Origin of the sequence: Dyella sp. AD56, from assembly GCF_002878475.1 — a bacterium.
Classification (GTDB): domain Bacteria; phylum Pseudomonadota; class Gammaproteobacteria; order Xanthomonadales; family Rhodanobacteraceae; genus Dyella.
Genome location: NZ_NRDP01000024.1, coordinates 1 through 17,402 on the forward strand (window position 1 = coordinate 1; position 17,402 = coordinate 17,402).

Annotated in this window: 8 protein-coding genes; all 8 read right to left on the bottom strand. The window is 63.1% G+C overall.

Annotated features, from left to right (window positions below; all coding sequences use genetic code 11):
* Positions 1 to 9,459 (bottom strand): filamentous hemagglutinin N-terminal domain-containing protein (locus DyAD56_RS15225; protein WP_102303628.1); only part of this gene is annotated, 9,459 nt, incomplete at its 3' end.
* A gap of 234 nt (positions 9,460 to 9,693) precedes the next feature.
* Positions 9,694 to 10,005, bottom strand: a complete 312-nt coding sequence (locus DyAD56_RS15230) for a hypothetical protein (protein ID WP_146010535.1) — start codon at positions 10,003 to 10,005, stop codon at positions 9,694 to 9,696.
* A 92-nt stretch (positions 10,006 to 10,097) separates the two neighbouring features.
* Positions 10,098 to 10,721, bottom strand: coding sequence for a hypothetical protein (locus DyAD56_RS15235; RefSeq protein ID WP_102303630.1), 624 nt, complete (start codon positions 10,719 to 10,721; stop codon positions 10,098 to 10,100).
* A gap of 11 nt (positions 10,722 to 10,732) precedes the next feature.
* The gene (locus DyAD56_RS15240) at positions 10,733 to 12,496 is read right to left on the bottom strand and encodes a putative porin (RefSeq protein ID WP_102303631.1); all 1,764 of its coding nucleotides are present in this window, start codon (positions 12,494 to 12,496) and stop codon (positions 10,733 to 10,735) included.
* Positions 12,497 to 12,557: 61 nt separating this feature from the next.
* Entirely contained in the window at positions 12,558 to 13,232 is a 675-nt protein-coding gene (locus DyAD56_RS15245; protein ID WP_102303632.1) for a TonB C-terminal domain-containing protein, read from the bottom strand.
* 17 nt (positions 13,233 to 13,249) lie between these two features.
* Entirely contained in the window at positions 13,250 to 13,654 is a 405-nt protein-coding gene (locus DyAD56_RS15250) for a biopolymer transporter ExbD (RefSeq protein ID WP_102303633.1), read from the bottom strand.
* Positions 13,655 to 13,665: 11 nt separating this feature from the next.
* A complete protein-coding gene (locus DyAD56_RS15255) occupies positions 13,666 to 15,456 on the bottom strand; it encodes a DUF2341 domain-containing protein (protein ID WP_102303634.1) in 1,791 nt (596 codons plus the stop codon).
* Between the two features lie 59 nt (positions 15,457 to 15,515).
* A complete protein-coding gene (locus tag DyAD56_RS15260; RefSeq protein WP_199178995.1) occupies positions 15,516 to 17,081 on the bottom strand; it encodes a ShlB/FhaC/HecB family hemolysin secretion/activation protein in 1,566 nt (521 codons plus the stop codon).
* Positions 17,082 to 17,402 lie beyond the last annotated feature (321 nt).

The window sequence follows — 17,402 nt, forward strand, 5'->3', positions numbered from 1 at the left end:
CTCGGCGATGTAGGCCGAATAGTTGGTGTAGTAGTTCGTCGACTGCCCGCTCAAAGGTGCCTGCAACGCCTGGTAGTACGGATCACTGGCAATGCTGATGGTGCCGCCACCCGGGGTGGCTCCGGTTGCCGCCGAGCCGGATTTCAGGTTGATCGTGCCGTTCCAGATGCCGTTGGCATCAAAGTAGTTCTGCGTCGTCTGATACGCGGCTAATGCCTTGGCATAAGCAGGATCAGAGGGATTGGCAGCCGGGGCGAAGGGTGCATAGAAGAGCTGCCGTCCGAAACTCTGATTGCCTACGCTGAGATAGACATAAGTCCAGTAATCCAGGTGGCCTGAGATGTAAGTGGCGTAATCGCTGGTGTAGTTGGCGTAATTGGTATCCACCGGAAGCAGCAGCGGGGATGGCGTTGAGCTTCGCTTTGAAACAGGCGCATAAGCAAAATTACTCTGCAGCCAGTTCTGGTAGGCCGTCACGTAATCGGCATAGTTGGTATATGCGCCAGGCTGTGGCGCCACCAGGGTCGTGGGTTTGTAGGCAAGGAAATTGTGGTTGACCGTATTGTTGTTGACATCCGCAAACGCCTGCGCCCACGTATCGCCTCCCGCAACCGATGCAGGCGTCGTGTTGATCTCGGCGATGTAGGCCGAATAGTTGGTGTAGTAGTTCGTCGACTGCCCGCTCAAAGGTGCCTGCAACGCCTGGTAGTACGGATCACTGGCAATGCTGATGGTGCCGCCACCCGGGGTGGCTCCGGTTGCCGCCGAGCCGGATTTCAGGTTGATCGTGCCGTTCCAGATGCCGTTGGCATCAAAGTAGTTCTGCGTCGTCTTGTACGCCGTCACCGCCACCGCATAACCGTTGTCCGATGGCGCCGGAGCGGGTGCAGGAGCCGGTGCCGGTGCGTTCGCCAGCGTCGCGCCGCTGTTTTGCTGATAGAACCCGTCGGTGATGCTGGCCTGGACGTTGAGGTTACCCGCTGCACGCACCGTGAGGATGGGCGCCATCCCCTGATAGCGATAAGCCTGCACGATGCTGCCGTTGGACTGTGTGGTGCCCGCGCCGAGATTCCAGTTGGTAAGCACCGAGATGGTGCCTTGCTGTACCCCGTCTACGGGGTTGTCCAGCTCGATGCCGGGACGCACCTGCACATTGGCAATGCCCGTGTAACGGCTTCCAAAGCTGTAACCCGGCTGCTGCACGTACGACATCAGCGTGCCCGCACCCTTACTCGCATCGCCGCCGACGTAGCCGTAGAAACCCGTATGCGCGCTGTCGACCTTGGCGGGAATGAAGTAGTCGTTCTGCAGGTACTGCGCCAACGTGGCGGCGTCAGTCGGTGCTGCAAGGATCTTGCCCGAAGCATCCGTCCACGTGCCGGAAACCATGGTCCCTGCCGTGCCGGCTTGATACCAACCCGCGGGATCGATCACGCCATCGAAGTGCTGAGCGCCCGTGGAAGTATCCTTTGTACTCCAGACCGCATAAGGCTCGATGGTCACGGTGCGTGCACCGGTGATGGCACCGTTCACGCCAATCTGCACATCGCCGCTGTCCAGCAACGGCGCCCGGAAACTAACCGTACCGCCGTTGTTGGTTCCAGCAGAACCACCCGACACGTTGATCAGCGCGTTGGCGCCAATCTCGATGCGGCCGGAATCCTGTGCCCGCACGTTCTCGTAACCGTAGGTCGGGTTGAACGAACCGTTCGGGTCCGGCGTGCCGCTAGTAGCGATGATCACGTCGCCGCCACGTTGGGCCGGAATGTCACTGGTGGCGATCAACGAACCTTCGACATCCACAAGCTTATTGCCGAACAAAGAGATGCGACTGCCGTAATGGCTGGCTGCGTTGATCGTGCCGACAATCAGCAACTGACCGCCGCCGGCATCGCCCACACCACCGCCGTTGGCACTCAGGTAGACGCGTTGTGCGTTGATCGTGTGCCCAGCGGACAGGCTCAGATTGCCCGCGCCGCTGACCACCTGGAACATACCCGTGGCACCCGCGCTGTTCGCGATATCGACCAGCGAATCCAGATCGACCGCACTACCGCTGCCCAGGGTGAAATAGCCGCCGCGATAACCGCTGCTCGCGCCACCGGTAAGCGTGCCGCCAAACGTCGTCTGAGTGCCCGACTGGAGGGTGAGACTGCCAGCGTCGCCACCGGCAGAAGCACCCGAAAAATCAAGCAGCGAGCCGGAGCCGAGATTCACCGCACCATGATCGGATGTCAGGCTCAACGCACCACCAGGCGCGTACGTGGTGGTGTCGAAGAACGTCTTGTTGATGCCCGCGACAGAGAGCCTGCCGCCACTGCCTACGCTGAGGTCACCCTGTGTCGCCTCGATCGTGAGGTTACCCGCAGGGGCACCGATCACCGTGCCCAGGGACACCGTGCCGCCGGTAAGTTGGAGCGCACCGCCCATGACGCCAGTGGGCAGCGCGCCAGGCGCACCAGTGATGTTCAGCGCACCAGTGGTGGTCAAGGCTGAATTCGCCGCATTGTCGGCGAGCAGCCAGGGTGCGTTGAGGTTGACGTTGGCCTGTCCGAAGTTGAACGAACCGCTGCCTTGTCCCTTCATGCCCTGGGCTGCGGTGGCAGAGAATCCACCGAAGCCACTCAGGCCCGTGTTGCCATTGCCGAAGTCCAGCTCGTTTGCGCGAATGGTGAGCTGACCATTGCCCGCAGCAAAGCTGGCATTGGAGGCACCAAGATCATTGGAGAGGCTGAGGTGATCGGCCTCGATGCTGACCACGCCCCCACGGTTGGCAAACGTACCGGCACTCAGGCCGAGATCGTGGTCGAGATCGATATCCACGTTGCCGTAGAAATCGATATTGCCGCGGCTGCGCAGCGTGATGCTCTGCGCGCCACGCAGCAGGTTCAGGGTCTGCGGGCCGATAACGAAGCCACCGATACCTGTGCCCAGCGACGCACCATCGCCGACAAACGAGATCAAGTTGCTGTAGCTGTCGATGGCCTTGGCGGACAGCACGGCCGTACCGTCGACCATGGTCGCGCCCGTCGCATCCAGCGTCAGCGCGTTGCCGCCATCCACGCGAGCGCCCGCACCGATGGAAAGCGCGCCCACGCCGGTTGTGGACGTGTTGTTGCGCACGATGCTTGCCGTGCCGTTATTGGACACACGCAACAAGGCGCCATCACCATTGACGGCGGCGATAGCGTTGCCATTAGCATCCTTACCCGCAGCCACGCCAAAAATGAGCGGAACATTGGCGGCCCCCGAACCGTTCCCTGTAGCGAGCAAGGCGCTTCCATCCTTCAACAGAACGCCCTGGGCGCCCGCATGTCCGAGGCCGTTCGCTACAAGCAGAATTTCCGCCCCCTGCAACGGATGAGCAGCATCATTGGCGAGCACCACACTGTCTGCCGACGTGTTCACCTGATAACCATTGCTGCCCAACTGGCGCGTACCGCCCAGCAGCAAGCTACCGGCGCCCAGTGCATTGAGTCCGTCGGCAGAAAGCGTGAGGTAGCCGGCGTCACCGCTCTGGCCGCCGTCCACTACTTCGATCGCCTGCGCAGCGATATCTACCAGCGAGCTGCGACCGCCTGCAGCGGGTGTTGCCGTCAATGTCGCGCCGAGGTTCAGCGTCTGGCCGGCGGCCAGCGCAAGGCGACCGGCATCGGCAATCGCGGCCGGAGCGATCTGCCCGCTCTTGCTGGCGAGATTCGAGAAGAACGTGTCGGCATCGGTCAGCGTGTATTGCGAATACTGTTGCCACACAGAACGCGACTGCACGAGGAAACTCGTGTTTCGTGCATCGCGCGCACCGTTCAAGGCATCGGCGAAGTAGCCGCTGACGCTGAGCGTGCCGTCGGGTTGTACCGCACTGCGACCCAGCACCGTATCGATGGCGCTGGTGTCCTGCACGACGCGATACGCACCTGGCAACGTCGCGTACTGTGCAGGCAGCAAGGTGTAGTAGCCGGCCGGCAGGCCCGGCGCGCCTGACAGGTAGACCTGCTGACCCACTGCCGGCCCAGCGTTTCCACTGTTCTGGAACGTAGCGTCGTACGCTGCCACCGGTGACGAATAGCCGGGCAGGATGGCGTAGATGGCGCGCCCATCCGCGTACTGCGGCACCTGTGTGCCGGTGGTGCTGTTGCTGTAACTCGTCCCGTACTGCGAAAGCACGTTACGCGACCCACCGGTGCCATTGACCCACTCAGCTGCCTGCAGGTGGCCACCGCCAGATACATCGATGCCGGCGCCGGTATCCAGCGACAGCGACGCTCCGTACAACTCGATCTGCTTGGAGGGCGCAGCCGTCAGATCGGGCGAGCTGTTGACGGGGTCACCGTTGTAGCGCCATTCGACACCGTCCAGCGTGGCGCCGTAGGGCACGGTTTGTCCACTCAGCGACACAGAGGTGAGACTACCCGGCGCCAGGTGCACCGTTTGCGTGGTGGCGAGCGGGAACAGCGTGGGATCGACGCCAAAGGCGTTGGCCTGTGCCACCGGATCGCTGACGCCGAGTACCAACGTGCCGGATGGCACGCGCAAGGTGCCCCGCTGCTCGATGTCGTTGGCGCTGATCAACAGCGCACCACCGGCGGACAAGGGCGTGGCGCTACTGCCATTGGGCAGGATCGTCACGCTGGTGGACCGCGTGTTGCCAGAAGCATCCTTGATGCCCGATGCATTGGCATCGATCACGAAGTGGTAGTCGCTGACTGGATAGATCTGTGCTGCCTGGAACTGCAGATTGCCCGTGGTGAACAGCAGGCCGGTGTTCTCCTTGCCGCTAACGTAGGCAATAACTGGCGGGGCATAGAAACGGATATCGCCTTGGGAGCTGAAGTCGGCGTTCGCCCAGCGCTGAAGATTCAACCAGCCGCCGAGGTCAATGGCATCGGCGTTGACCTGCAGCGTACCGTCGCCTGCCTGCGCAGCCGGGGTAGCAACGAACACCGGAGTTCCCGAAGTATTCACCGGAGACCCGAGGAGGCTTACGTACGGTGCATTGATCTGTACATGCCCGTTGCCCACGGCGTAACCATTGCCGAGGGCAAGCACTGTCGCTCCCGCAGGCAGTGCCTGGAACGCGGAAGCGTAGGCGGAGAACGAGCGATCCAACGTCAGGTTCACGTCACCCGCGAATGCCAGTGGCACAACGCTTTGGGTGCCAAGGTTGTTCGCCGCCTCGCCGGATGGACCGATCGCCAGCGACGAGATTCCGGAACCGACGAGGCGATCTGCCGCAAAATGCAGGACGCCCGACGGCGTGCCCTGCGCGATTGCGTCACCCGGTTTCAGGCCAGCGGGAACCACCATGCCCGATTGCTGCAGAATAATTGCCTTCGCCGCGGCACCCGCCGTTTGCGCGAGAGGATGCGTCAAACCGATGATGCTCAGGCTGCCCCCTTCGGCCTGTGAGCTTCCGCCCTGTGCAAGCAGGCTTTCGTCGACATACAAACCTGCAGCGGCGGTTAGAGCGATGCTTCCCGCGTCGCTCCACACAGGCGTCGAGACGTACTGCGCGGTGGCCCCCATCAGGCCACCGGCGGTGGGTAGATCAAAGGCGTCCGACGCACCCGAGACGTTGATGGCGCTGCCCTGCTGCGTGACGACGTAGCCGCCGTTGCCCGACAGCGACACGCTGCCGCCCCCGAGCACGACGCCGGTGCGTGGCACCGTCGCCCCCAACAAACCGGTCGCAGGATCGACTGTATTAACCGCACTCGCCCAGGGGTTGATCAGCGATACGCCCGATGCATCCAGCGACGACGTTGCGCCCAGCCAAACTTCCTGCGTCTGCGCAGGCAAGCCCGCCGCGCGATTCAATTGATTGGTGGAAACACTGATCGTTCCCGCTGGCGCGGAGATACTGCCGAGCACGGTAGTCGCCTGCGTGCCTGCCAGCGCTACCGAACCGCCCGCATCCGTGCGAATGTCTGCTCCTGTCCCGAGCACTACCGAGCCAGTGACCCCTGTATATGACGGCGCTCCCAGCGCGGGTTGACCGAAAACTTTCAGCCAGTCCAGATAACGACCAGCCGTCAGCGAAAAGCCGGGGCCGTGGCCTGCGGACGTTTCGCGGGTGACATAGCGATGATAGGCGTCTAGAGCCCCAACCGTTGCGTAGATGCCGTTGGGCTGCGCGGCATTCGCCGCATACAGGTCCGTGCCGGTGGGCGCGGCCATGAGTGCGGAATAGTTCGGCAACAGGTTGTTTCTGCTTATCTGCAACTGAGCGCCCGGCGCAATGGTGCCGTCGGTGATCGCCGTAAGCGAGTAGTTGTCGAAACCCTTGCCGCTGAAGAAGGACGGATCCAGATACAGGCCGTTGGCCATTGGCACTGCCGTCGAATCGCCGCCGATGTTGATCGATACCGCCTGCAGCGAAAGGGTTCCGCCTCCGCTGAAGCCGTAACCGAGCAGCGAGCCACCGAGCGCGATTGACCCGCTGTTCAGCGCCGAGGGCGCGGAGACGGAACCGCCAAAGACGTCGGCCCCATCGATCCTGTCATAGGTGGTCAGCACTATGTCGCCGCCATGTCCGACCGGAACGCCCTGGCTCAGCTCCACCTGGTCGTTGGACCCGACATAGCCGCCGCCGGAAACATCCAATGTGCTGCCCGGACGCAGATTGATCGAACCGGTACCATCCTTGCCCGTTCCGGACAACGCCTGCTGGGTGGAGAGGGTGATCGTTCCGCCATTGACGTATCGGTCACCGACCAACTCATCCGCATTGCGACCGGCGTCGTTGACCCAAAGACCTCGTGTGCTCAGTACGCCGTCCGCACCGATGGTGATGTTGCCGTCGTGCGGCATATTGGCCGGCAACAAGGACAACGCAGCCCCTGGGAACGCAATCGGCGCCGGACCGATGGACGTGATGGATATACTTCCCGCGGGAGCACTCAGCGTGCCAAGCACGTCGATATGCGACCCCGTGAGGGAGATGCTTCCACCAGGCATCACGCTGAACTGCGTGCCGGCCTGCTCGACAATCTCGCCGGTGGAATTGGATGCCGTAGCGACAAGACCCACATGGGCAAAGCCCGCAGCGCGCACCATGTCGGCCGACACAGGCAGCCAGAAGCGCGAGTCGTCGCTACCGGTGGCCGTCAGCAAGGTCTCCCACGGCGTGCTGGCATCGAAGCCGGGCATCTCGTCGTCGAGCAGTTGCGTGGTCTGCTGCAGCGATATGCCAGTCCCATAGTTGGTCCGGTTGTAGTACGAAGCGCCCGTAGCATCCAGATTGAACGAGCCGCCATCCGGCTGCTTGCCCTGCCCGACCTGATCCCGTCCCGCGAAGGCCTGAGCCGTCACCTGCCCATCCATGGCGAAGGCTCCGCCCGCTTGCACGCTGAGCTTGCCCGCGTCGCTCCCCACGACGAAGCCAGGATCCCAGCGACTCACGCCGGCCAGCAAGGGGTTGTTGTAATTCTCCGTGACACCCCAGCGGGCATGGTCGACCCCAAAGTTGCCCGCGAAGCCCACAAAGTTCATGTTGGGATCGGCGTTGGCGACGTTATAGATCCGGCCGTTGGCTCCCAGCAGGTTGGGCGTCGTCACCCAGCCGGCCTGATAAGCGAGATAACCGCCATCAAGGTTCAGCTGCGCCCCGCTCCGCACGATCACTTCCGAACCATTGAGCGTGATGTCGCCGCCCTTGGTCATCATCTGTGTGATGTCGCGCGGCATGTTCTGCACATAGCCGGCGACATTGAGAATGGGGCTGCCCACCCAGTCGAGCCCGTCCGCACGCGTACCACTTTGCGTGCTGTCGATCAGCACGTTCTTCTGTGTATACAGAAAGCTGTTGCGTAGCAGCGGCGAGTTGGCGAGCTCGTTCTGGCCGATGCGCGGCACCGTTACCAGCAACGCGGAGATCGGCAGATTGACGTTGGCGAGGCCGGACACATCCACCACAGCGCCGTTATCGATATAGATACGGCCAGCCGTGGGGCGGGCGTCATTCGCTTCGAGTGTAGCCACAATCGACAGCGCGGCGCTGGGCGCTTCCAGCAATGAACCCTGCTGCAAAGTCACGATACCGCCAGACAGCGACACCGTACTGCGTTGGAACGCAGCGTCCGCTGCTGAAGTGGAGGTGGTCGTGCTGCCGTCCTTCTCTGGAAGAACGGCAGTCACCGATTGCGACCCCAGCGCCAAAACGCCGTGCCCCGAGTAGCTCACACCCGTGGAATTGCCAGTACCCAGATCGTTGGCATTGAGCTGAACGCTGCCGGAATAACTGATGCTGGTGGAGGCCAGCGCGACACCATCCTGGTTGAGGTTGTAGCCCAACATCTGCACTTGGCCGCGCCGGGCCTGGAGCAAGCCAGTGTTGGTCACCGTGCCCGGTACGTGGCTAGGGCCCAGGGCGACACCGCCCATATTGACCATCTGGAGCGCCGTGGTCGTGGAGCCACCACCGGCATTACCGAACTGCGTGCCGGCGGCGAGTATGGCCTGGCCATCGTCGGAAACGATCGATCCGGCATTGCTGACATTCGGCGCGGCGATCAGCGCAAAGCCCTGCTTACCCGTCGTGATCGATGCGCCCTGCTGAATCACCACATCGTGGTTGCGCCCATCGGTGAATATGCCGTCGAACAGGAAACCGCTGGTCGTCGACTGAGCCCCGATGCCACCGCTCAGGAACGCCGCATTGCTCGTGGCAACGTCGCCACTGAACAGGTTCAACGAACTCGCCAGCAGCGACCCCGTATTCACTTGGCTGCCAGCACCAAACAAAATGCCGTTGCGATTGAGCAAGTACACCGTACCTTCGGCCTTGATCTGACCGAAGATCTGGCTGGGCGAGCCACTGGGATCCTGAATGCGATTGAGCGCAATCCAGTTGTTGCTGCCATCGGACTGCGTACCGCCGCTCTGGTTGAAGTAGAGCGTGGTGTTGCGACCGATGTTGAAGCTATCCCAGGTGAGGATGGCCTTCTGCGCAGTCTGCTTGACCTGCACCGTCGTCTTGCCGGCCGCCGCTGTTTGCACCGGCGCGTTGGCGTTCTGCCACAACAAGGGATTGGTCGCGGCACCGGCCGCCACCTGGAGGCCACCCGCTGCAATGCCATCGGGTACGGGCGTGGTGAGTTTCTGGGCGGCTTGTTGCGCTGCCTGCTGCGCGCTGATCTGCGCGGCCACCGCGGCCGCCGCGTTGTTGAGATTGGCGATGGACTGTTGCACCACGCGTTGCTGCAACAACTGTCCCGAGGTCTGCGCGGCAAGGCCACTGGTGTCCGGCATGGTGCCGGTGGCCGCTGCGGGGTTCGGTGTCGGCGTGACGTTGGCGTTGCGCTGCCCGGCAAGCCAGGCCTGGCTCAGTGGCGGTGCGCCAGCGTGGGCGTGCATGGCGCTCATCGCCAATGCGGCGGCGATCCACTGCGCCAGTGGGCGTCGGCCAGGTACGGCGCGCGACGATGTGGCGGAATCCTGCTGCGACCTGACCGTCTTGCTCACGAGACCCTTATCCCTTGTTGTTTCATGGCTACAGGCGTACGCGTCCTGAACGCGACGAGACGCTTTCCTCTATTCAGAAAGCCCCTCGAAAAGACGCCGCATGTCGGAAGTAAAGACGTCCGCCATGCGGCGCGACTGAACCGTTGTCACCAAAACTTCATAAGCAACCAATTCGCCTTGATGCGCTGATCACACGGACACGGGAACGTCATATCGGCTGTCATGCGCACGCATTCAATGCCCCGGCGAAAGCAGTACGGCCGGCGTGGGTGGATAGACAGCCGGTGGCCGCTGCGGCAGCACCGACTTGCCCAGGTTGGAGCCCATGCGGTGGCTCAAGGCGGAAAAGTTGTACTGCCCTACCTGACGATTGGAGGGCTCGTTGGCCACTGCATCGAACGCCGGCCCGGGCACGGAAGGACGCGACGCCCCCGCCGTCAACACGCGACTGAGACAGTCGAACGCCAGCACCGATTGCTGATTGACGCTGACGTCCACGCAACTGGGCGGCGCCGCCGATGACGGTGCCGCTGGTTCCTGTGCCATCACCGGCAGACCGCACCAGCAGGCCAGCAGCCACCCCAAGGCAGCTGGCCATGACGCGCGAAGCGGCTTTCGCCGGCGCGCGCCTGGGGCGATCACGGCTGCGATGCCTCGGCAGCGGGCCGGTAGCGTTGTTCGTACAGACGATCACCGTAATCCTGCGCCGCGTTCTCCAATTTCACCCGTGCCGACGCGGCGAAAGGCTGGCGGGACGCCATCACCGTGCCCATGTCGATATGCGCATAGGCATCGACAACTTCATTGCCGACCTTGTAGAGCGCTTCGTTACGGGCCGTGCAGGTGGACAGCTCCTTGCGGACGCCGTCCAGTTGCGTCGACAGCGCGGTGTTGCGGGTCTGCTGATCCTGCAGGTGCGTGGCGTTCGTTGCGGCGACCGCCTTGCCCTGCTGCACGGCCTCTTCGGCGCGCTGACGCGCATCGCGCTCACTCTTCAGTGCAGCGCCATCGCCGGCCGCACCGGACTTGTACCGGGCCAGTTCCGCCTGCGCCTGTTCAAGCGCCTTGCGGGCCTGGTCGCGTTCGCCTTCCGCCGATGCCTTCTGTGCTTGCCAGCTAGCCTGTTCGTTCTGCAGATCCTGCAGTTGGCTGCGCGTGTCACGCAGCTGCCCGCGCAATTGTTCCTCCAGCGTCTGGGCCTGCAACGAACTGGCCAGTCCGAGCAGCGCGAGCGACATCGCCAGGCGAGTCAGGGTGTTCATGCGCTATCTCCTCAGAACTTGGTGTTGATCTCGAGCTGCACGACGTCGATCGACAGCGGCGGCCCGAACACTTGCTTGGCATTGAAGTAACGGGCCGACAACCAGGTGCGCGTGGCGATGCCATAGTCCGCTGTGAAGATGAAGCCCTTGGCATTGGTGCCGCCAAGATGGAAGTTCACGTCGGTGAGGCCATCGAGCGCGGCGTCGGGCTGCAGGTACTTGTAGCCGAAGGTGACATTCCACTCGTTCGCGGCCATCGGGTTGGGATTGCCCAGGATGCCGCGCACCAACCAGCCCACCGGGCCGCTCTTGTACGGGCCGGATTCCGTGGCCGAGGTGCTGCTTTCGTAGTTGTTCACCGGCGTGCCAAGCCCATTGGCGTAGCGCGTCAGCGCATCCTTGGCGTGATACGCCATGTTGCGCACGTAGTCCGCCTGGATGCGGGCCGGCGTCTCGCCGATCTTGAAATCGAACGTGGAGGTGATGTTGGCCAGGTGGTAGTCGTACGACAGGCCGACAAACTGCGGCTGCGCATAGTTACTCGGCGAGGACGGATCCGGCACGATGTCGCGCAGCAGGAACAGGGTGTTGCCCTTGAGCATGTACGACGGCGCATCGTCGTCGGTGCTGCAGTAATCGACGCCGGTGTAGATCGGGCACGGCGCCGATAGCTTGCCGCGCATGCCGTCGAAGAAGTAGTACGCCAACGCCGTACTCCACTTCATATCCTCATCGATATGCCAGGTCAGGCCCAGCTGCGCGGCAGAAAGCCAGCGGCTGTTGCTCTGGTTCTTGTCATAGCCGAAGCCCTGCGCGGGCGAGTTGTTGCCCGTGTACTGGATCGGGAACATGCCGGCCGTGGCAAAACCTTCGAAGTCGCTGTTGAACGGCACCTTGAACTTGCCGGCGATGCCGTCGAAGTTGAGTTCCGGCGAGTAGATCAAGTCGGTGACGAAGAACGGATCCGCCATACGACCAAAGGTCAGCGAGCCCCAGCTATACGGTTGCCACTGAATCCACGCGCGGTCCAGCCAGATGTCCTTCTTGACGAGGCCGCCGCCCAAGGCCTGCGTGGTGGATACCGGGTTGTTATCGTTACCCGTGCCGATGCGCACACCTGCCGTCACCGTATCGGCTACCTTCGCGGTCATCGCCAGATGTGCCTGCATATCCAGGATGTTCAGGCGATTTTGCTGCGAGTTGAGAATCGGCGGATTGACGCCCTGTGAAATCTGGTTGACGTCGAACGGACCGTTGCGATTGAGCGTCGCGTAATCGATGAAGTACGGCGAGTTGTTGCGGCTATACAGCCACCACTCGTTGCGCACGCGGATGTCACCCGACCAGCTGATGCGATCCAGCCATTCCGGCAGCGCGTTCGGCTCGGCCCAGTGCTCGGTCTTGGCCTGCGCAATCACTTCCTGCTTCACTTGATCGCGGATTTCGTTGCGCACGCTTTGCGGCACGTAGGCCACGCGTACGTCGCCCGGTTGCGCGCCATCCGCCGGCGGCCTTGCCGCCTGGGCAGTGGCCGCTGCTCGCTGTGCCTGCGTTGCCTCAGTGTTCGCCTGGGTAATCAGGCCATCGGCGTCGGCTTGCGAAATCAGGCCCTTCTTCACCATCAAGCGAATCAGGTTGATGGTGGCGTTGGGCGACGGCGCGGCGTCCTGCGCCAGCGTCGGAAGTGCGGTGGCCGCCAACAGCACGGCGATACTGGCGCACAGTGCACGGCGCGTAAGGCGCGCGCCCGCGCTGAGGGCATTCCTGGAACTCATGACTTTCTCCAATGCGTGGTGTTGCCGTGCGGCAAGCAAGGGAAGAACAAAGACTGGGTATTCATGCCGGTCGCCGCCCACGGATGGCCGCGCGCACGGGCATGTGCAAAGTGGATGGTGGTGGCGTGTCGATATGCAGGCCCTGCAGCACGCTGATCAGCGCCTGATCGGTGTTGGACGAGCCGCTGGGCGTTACCAGTTCCACGCGTGACACGCGGCCGTCCGGTTCGATCCACAGGCTGGCCTTGACCTCGAAGGCGAGCCGGCGCGTGCGGTCGTCGCGCTCGATGGCCTGTTGCAGCGCGTAGCCAAGGTATTGCTCGTAGGAAGCACCACCGACGCCATTGCCGCCGCCGCTGCCCACCATGCCGCCGCCATCGCCGGCACCGATGTTGAACGAGTCGTTGCCCGCCTGCGCCGGGCCGTTGATGGACACCTGCTTGGCCAGATCGGGCGCTTGCTTGGGGGCGTCGACCGGCTTCATCGGCTCGTTGGGTTTGGGTATTTCCTGCTTAACCTCTTCGACCTTTTTCGGTTCGGGTGGCTTTTCCTTCGGTGGCGGTGGCGGTGGCGGCAAGGGCGTGATGGTGGCGATGCGCGGCGCTGAGCGCCGCACACCGACTTGATGCCCTGCGAAGTTCCACAGCAACAGTCCGGCGACGATCACGACCGCCGCGACGATGAGACGCCCGCGCCAGCGCTTCCATCCGCCCTTACTTGGTGCCGGTGCGTTCATGGATGGTCCTCGCACCGTCAGCTTTGCTGCTTGCCGGTGACCAGACCCACCTGCGACAGATCCAAACGCCGCAGCAGATCGAGGATGTCGACCACCTTCTGGTACTGCACGTTGGAGTCGCCCTTCACGATCACCGGAAAGTCAGGCGTGATCGCCTTCTGCGTGCGCAGGCGCTGCTCCAGCTCACCCAAGGTCACGGGAAAAGCATCCAGGAAGATCTGCCCACTGTCGGAAACCGTGATCGCCTTGGTCTGCGGTTTGGCCAGGCTCACCGAAGCGCTGGCCTTGGGCAGGTTTACCTTCACGCCCTGCACGGAGGCCGTGGTCATGATGATGAAGATCACCAGCAGCACGTACGCCAGGTCGAGCATGGGCGTGATGTTGATGTCGTCGTACGGTTTTTCGTCGTCTTGGACCTGCATGACCGTTCTCCTCAGGCAGTGACCGTGGTCTGGTCGATATCCCGATGAAGCTCGGCGAGACGCGTGACAAACTCATCCACGAACACCTGCATGTTCGCCGTCACCGCCTTGTTGCGCGTCAACAGGTAGTTGTAGCCAAACAGCGCGGGAATCGCGACGAACAGGCCGGCCACGGTGGCGAGCAACGCGGCGGCGATGCCGGGCGCGATGGCATTGACGTTGACGTCGCCCGCTGCCGCGATAGCGGCGAAGGTGATCATCACGCCGACCACGGTGCCGAGCAGGCCAAGGAACGGGCCGCCCGAGATCGCAATGGTCAGTATCACCATGGAGCGCGAAAGCTTCTGGTTTTCGCGCACCAGGGTGGAATCCATGACAGCGCGGATCGCCTCGATCGACTCGCTCGCGATCACCAGACGGCCGTGGCTGTCGCGACGGCGCCACACTTCCTTCTTGCCGATCTCGTAGAGGCGATACAGCGAGGAATCCGCGAAGTCGAGCGCGTGGTTCCGCTCGTCGGACATGCCGAGCAGATCGCTGCCGAGCGTGCGGAAGCGGTCAAGGAACCGGTCATTGGCGTTGGTGACGCCGCTGACGTAGCGCGCCTTGTTCCACATCACTACCCAGGAGACCAGCGCCATCACCAGCAGGATGCCGATAACCACCCAGGCGTCGGCCGTCACCGACTTCACGATGATGCCGAAGTAACCGAAGCCGAAGCCCGACTTCTTCTCGTCTTCGCCATACTGCAGCAGGCGAGATTCCGCACCTTGAGCGGTCGCATCCATAGCGATCAGTGCCGCGGGGCGGGCCACGCGCGACAGGCGCAGCTCGTCCATCTCGCCTGAAAAATTGCCCAGTGCGGATGCGCCTGCGGCATCGCCACCCAGCGTAGCCACCGAGCTCAGCGCCGGCAGCGACGCCGACATATCGGCATACGGTCGGCCATCGACGTAAAGACGAACATGACCCGACTCACCCGTCACCGCAAGATGCGTCCACTGACCGGCCTTCAATGGCTCGCCGGCCGACGTCCGCTGCGGCTGGGCGCCATCGACTTCGACATAGGGAGCGCCGCCATCCAGGCCGATGACCAGAGCACGGCCTTCCTGACGACGCGCGTAGATCGCCGTCGGTACCGTCGGCAATGCGTCCAGCTTGATCCATGCGCTGAAAGTGAAGTTGCCGCCGTCCGTCACGTTGAGCGATGTGCTTGCCGGCAATTCGATCGGCGCACTGCCGTCGAAGCGCGCAGCCCGCCCGACGATGCCGCCGTCGACGGTGCGCACGGTGCCCTTCTGCGCGTGGTTCGCGTAAGCCGTTGCGTCCTTGGGCGGCGCGCCGGCCGCTTCATCGAAGTGATACACCAGCGTGTAGTCGGCATCGAACGTCGCCGCACCGCTGCTCTGCACGGGTGCCTTGCCGTTGCCGTAGTACATCCAGATGGTCTGCTGCCCGCTGGTCGGCAGATCGGTGGTATCCACCCAGATCTGGCCAACGCCCATGACGGGATCGAAGGTCTCCACTTCGTAGTTCAGCGGCGTCTTGCCATCGGCGGCAATGAAACGCAGATCCGCGCCGTTCTTCGCCACGCCGTCGAACTGGAAGTTGCCGGAGTGCAGGCGGACCAACAGCGGCACGCGTCCCGTGGCGGGCGTCATGGCGGCGCCCTTGGGCGTCGTGTCGATGGTGATGGCCTTGCGGTAGGTCCAGTCGTCGTTCCACCAGGCAACATCAGCGGCCAGGGCAGGACGCGCCGCCCACGAAAGGCATAGCAGGCATGCAAAGATCAGGTAACGCATCGTAGTTCTACCCCTAGGCGTCGGAAATCCGTGTAATGAGCGGGTCATGGCCATGTCCCTCACAGGTTGGCCTTCACGCTGAAGAGCACCTGCCCGTCGTGTGCACGCGTACGCACGCCGTCATGCAGCGGATAGGCGAATTCGATTTCGCCGCTCATCGTGCGGAACAGGCTGAATCGCGTACCCACGCCGGTGCTGAGCAGGTTGAAGCGGCTTTGCTGCTCGGGCAGCGGATCGATCAGCAGGACGCGCCCGCCATCCAGAAACAGGTGGAAACGCCAGTCATCGACGAAGTGGCCCACCATGTCGGCCAGTGACGGACTGCGCAGTTCCACCGACGCCACGCCACCGTTGTCGCCCGTTTCCTCCGCCGACAGATAGCCGCGCACGCTGCTGGCGCCACCGGCCGCGAACTGCTCGCTGGAGATCAACGGCGAATCGGAGAGCTGAAGGCTGCCGCGCACCGCCAGCGAGAAATCACCACCAAGCAGATGCGTGTAGCTGACATCGGAGCGCACGTAGATGTAGTTGTCCTTGCCCTTGTAGCGAAGATTGTCGAACTCCGTACGCGAGCTACCCAGGCCGCTCAGGCCCAGATTGCCGGCCAGCGTGAAGGACAGGTTGGAACGATCGCCGCTGCGCTGCCCGGCGTAGGACACCATGAGCGGGTAGTAAGTGATCGGCACCTTGGACGTCTGCTCGCCCAGCGTGATGTTCTGATCGAAATGCTTGTGGCTAATGCCGAACGACAGCGACTGGCTGTAGGAGCCCAGCAAAGGCAGGCTGCGCGAGGCTTGCAGTGTTTCGGAGTTGCCCTTGCCGAGTACCGTGGTGCCACCCAGCGTGTTGGCGTTGCTGTTGGACTTGTAGCCCGACCCCACCAGCGACCAATCAGCGTTGAGCGGTGCGAGGTAGGAGAGCGCATACACCTCCGCCGCATGGCGATCCTGCGGCGCGACGATATACGTCGCGGAGATCGAGTGCCCCGCCTGCCATAGGTTGTCGTAGCGGACGTTGGCGATGGTGCGCAGCTCAGGTGTGTCGGCGCTGTGGTCGTTATTCACTTCCACGCTGGCATGCAGCGGATAGGTGTCGTTGACCTTCAGCGTCACGTCCATGGTCTGCGGCAGTGCGCCGGGCTTGAGCACGGGCACCACCTGCTGCCCTGGCTGCGCATTGACCTGGGCAAGCTGCGCCTGGGCCTGGGTGAAATTGGGCACGCTGCCTTCCGCCAGCGCAGGCACCGCGTCGCGGATCGCCTCGGGCGAGTGGTACTTCGCCCCCTCCACACGCACGCGGCCGATGCTGTTCTCCACCACCTGCAGGAGCAGCACGCCGTCCTTCACCTGTTGAGGCGGCAACTCCACCACCACCGACTGGTAGCCCTTGGCCTGATAGACCTTTTGCAGGGCGTCACGCGCCGCGTGCACGTCGTCCAGGCTCCGGCCCGGGCCCAGATAGGGCTCGACGGCCGTCTCGATCTCCAGCGAGTCAAGGAGATGATTGCCACGCACTAGGTACTCGTTAACGTCGAAGCGCGCAGGCGCCTGTGTCGTCGCTGTGTCGGCCTGCTGTGCCTGCGCTGCGCCACAGGCGCACAGCAGCGCCAGAGCCAACGGTTTCAAAGACCAACGCCGCCAGGCCATTCCCTTGCCGCTCATACGCACACCCGCCCCCTGTTCGCTCGCGGCGTGTTTCGCGCGAGCGCGAACCGAGAGGGTAGGCCTGCATTTCTAACCGAAAGGCGACAAAGGCATGTCCGATTCGCGTCGGCTGTCACATGAGAGCGGGTGAAGGCACGCGCCACGGCATGAACCGCCGCGCCGTGGCGAGGAACGAGGTCGTTCTCCATACGTGAAAATGGCCTTCCAAACGGCCGGACGTCGTTCGTTTCCATCACGCAAAGCCTTCCCCGGGGCGGGCCCGTGAGCCCGCCCTTTCCTCTC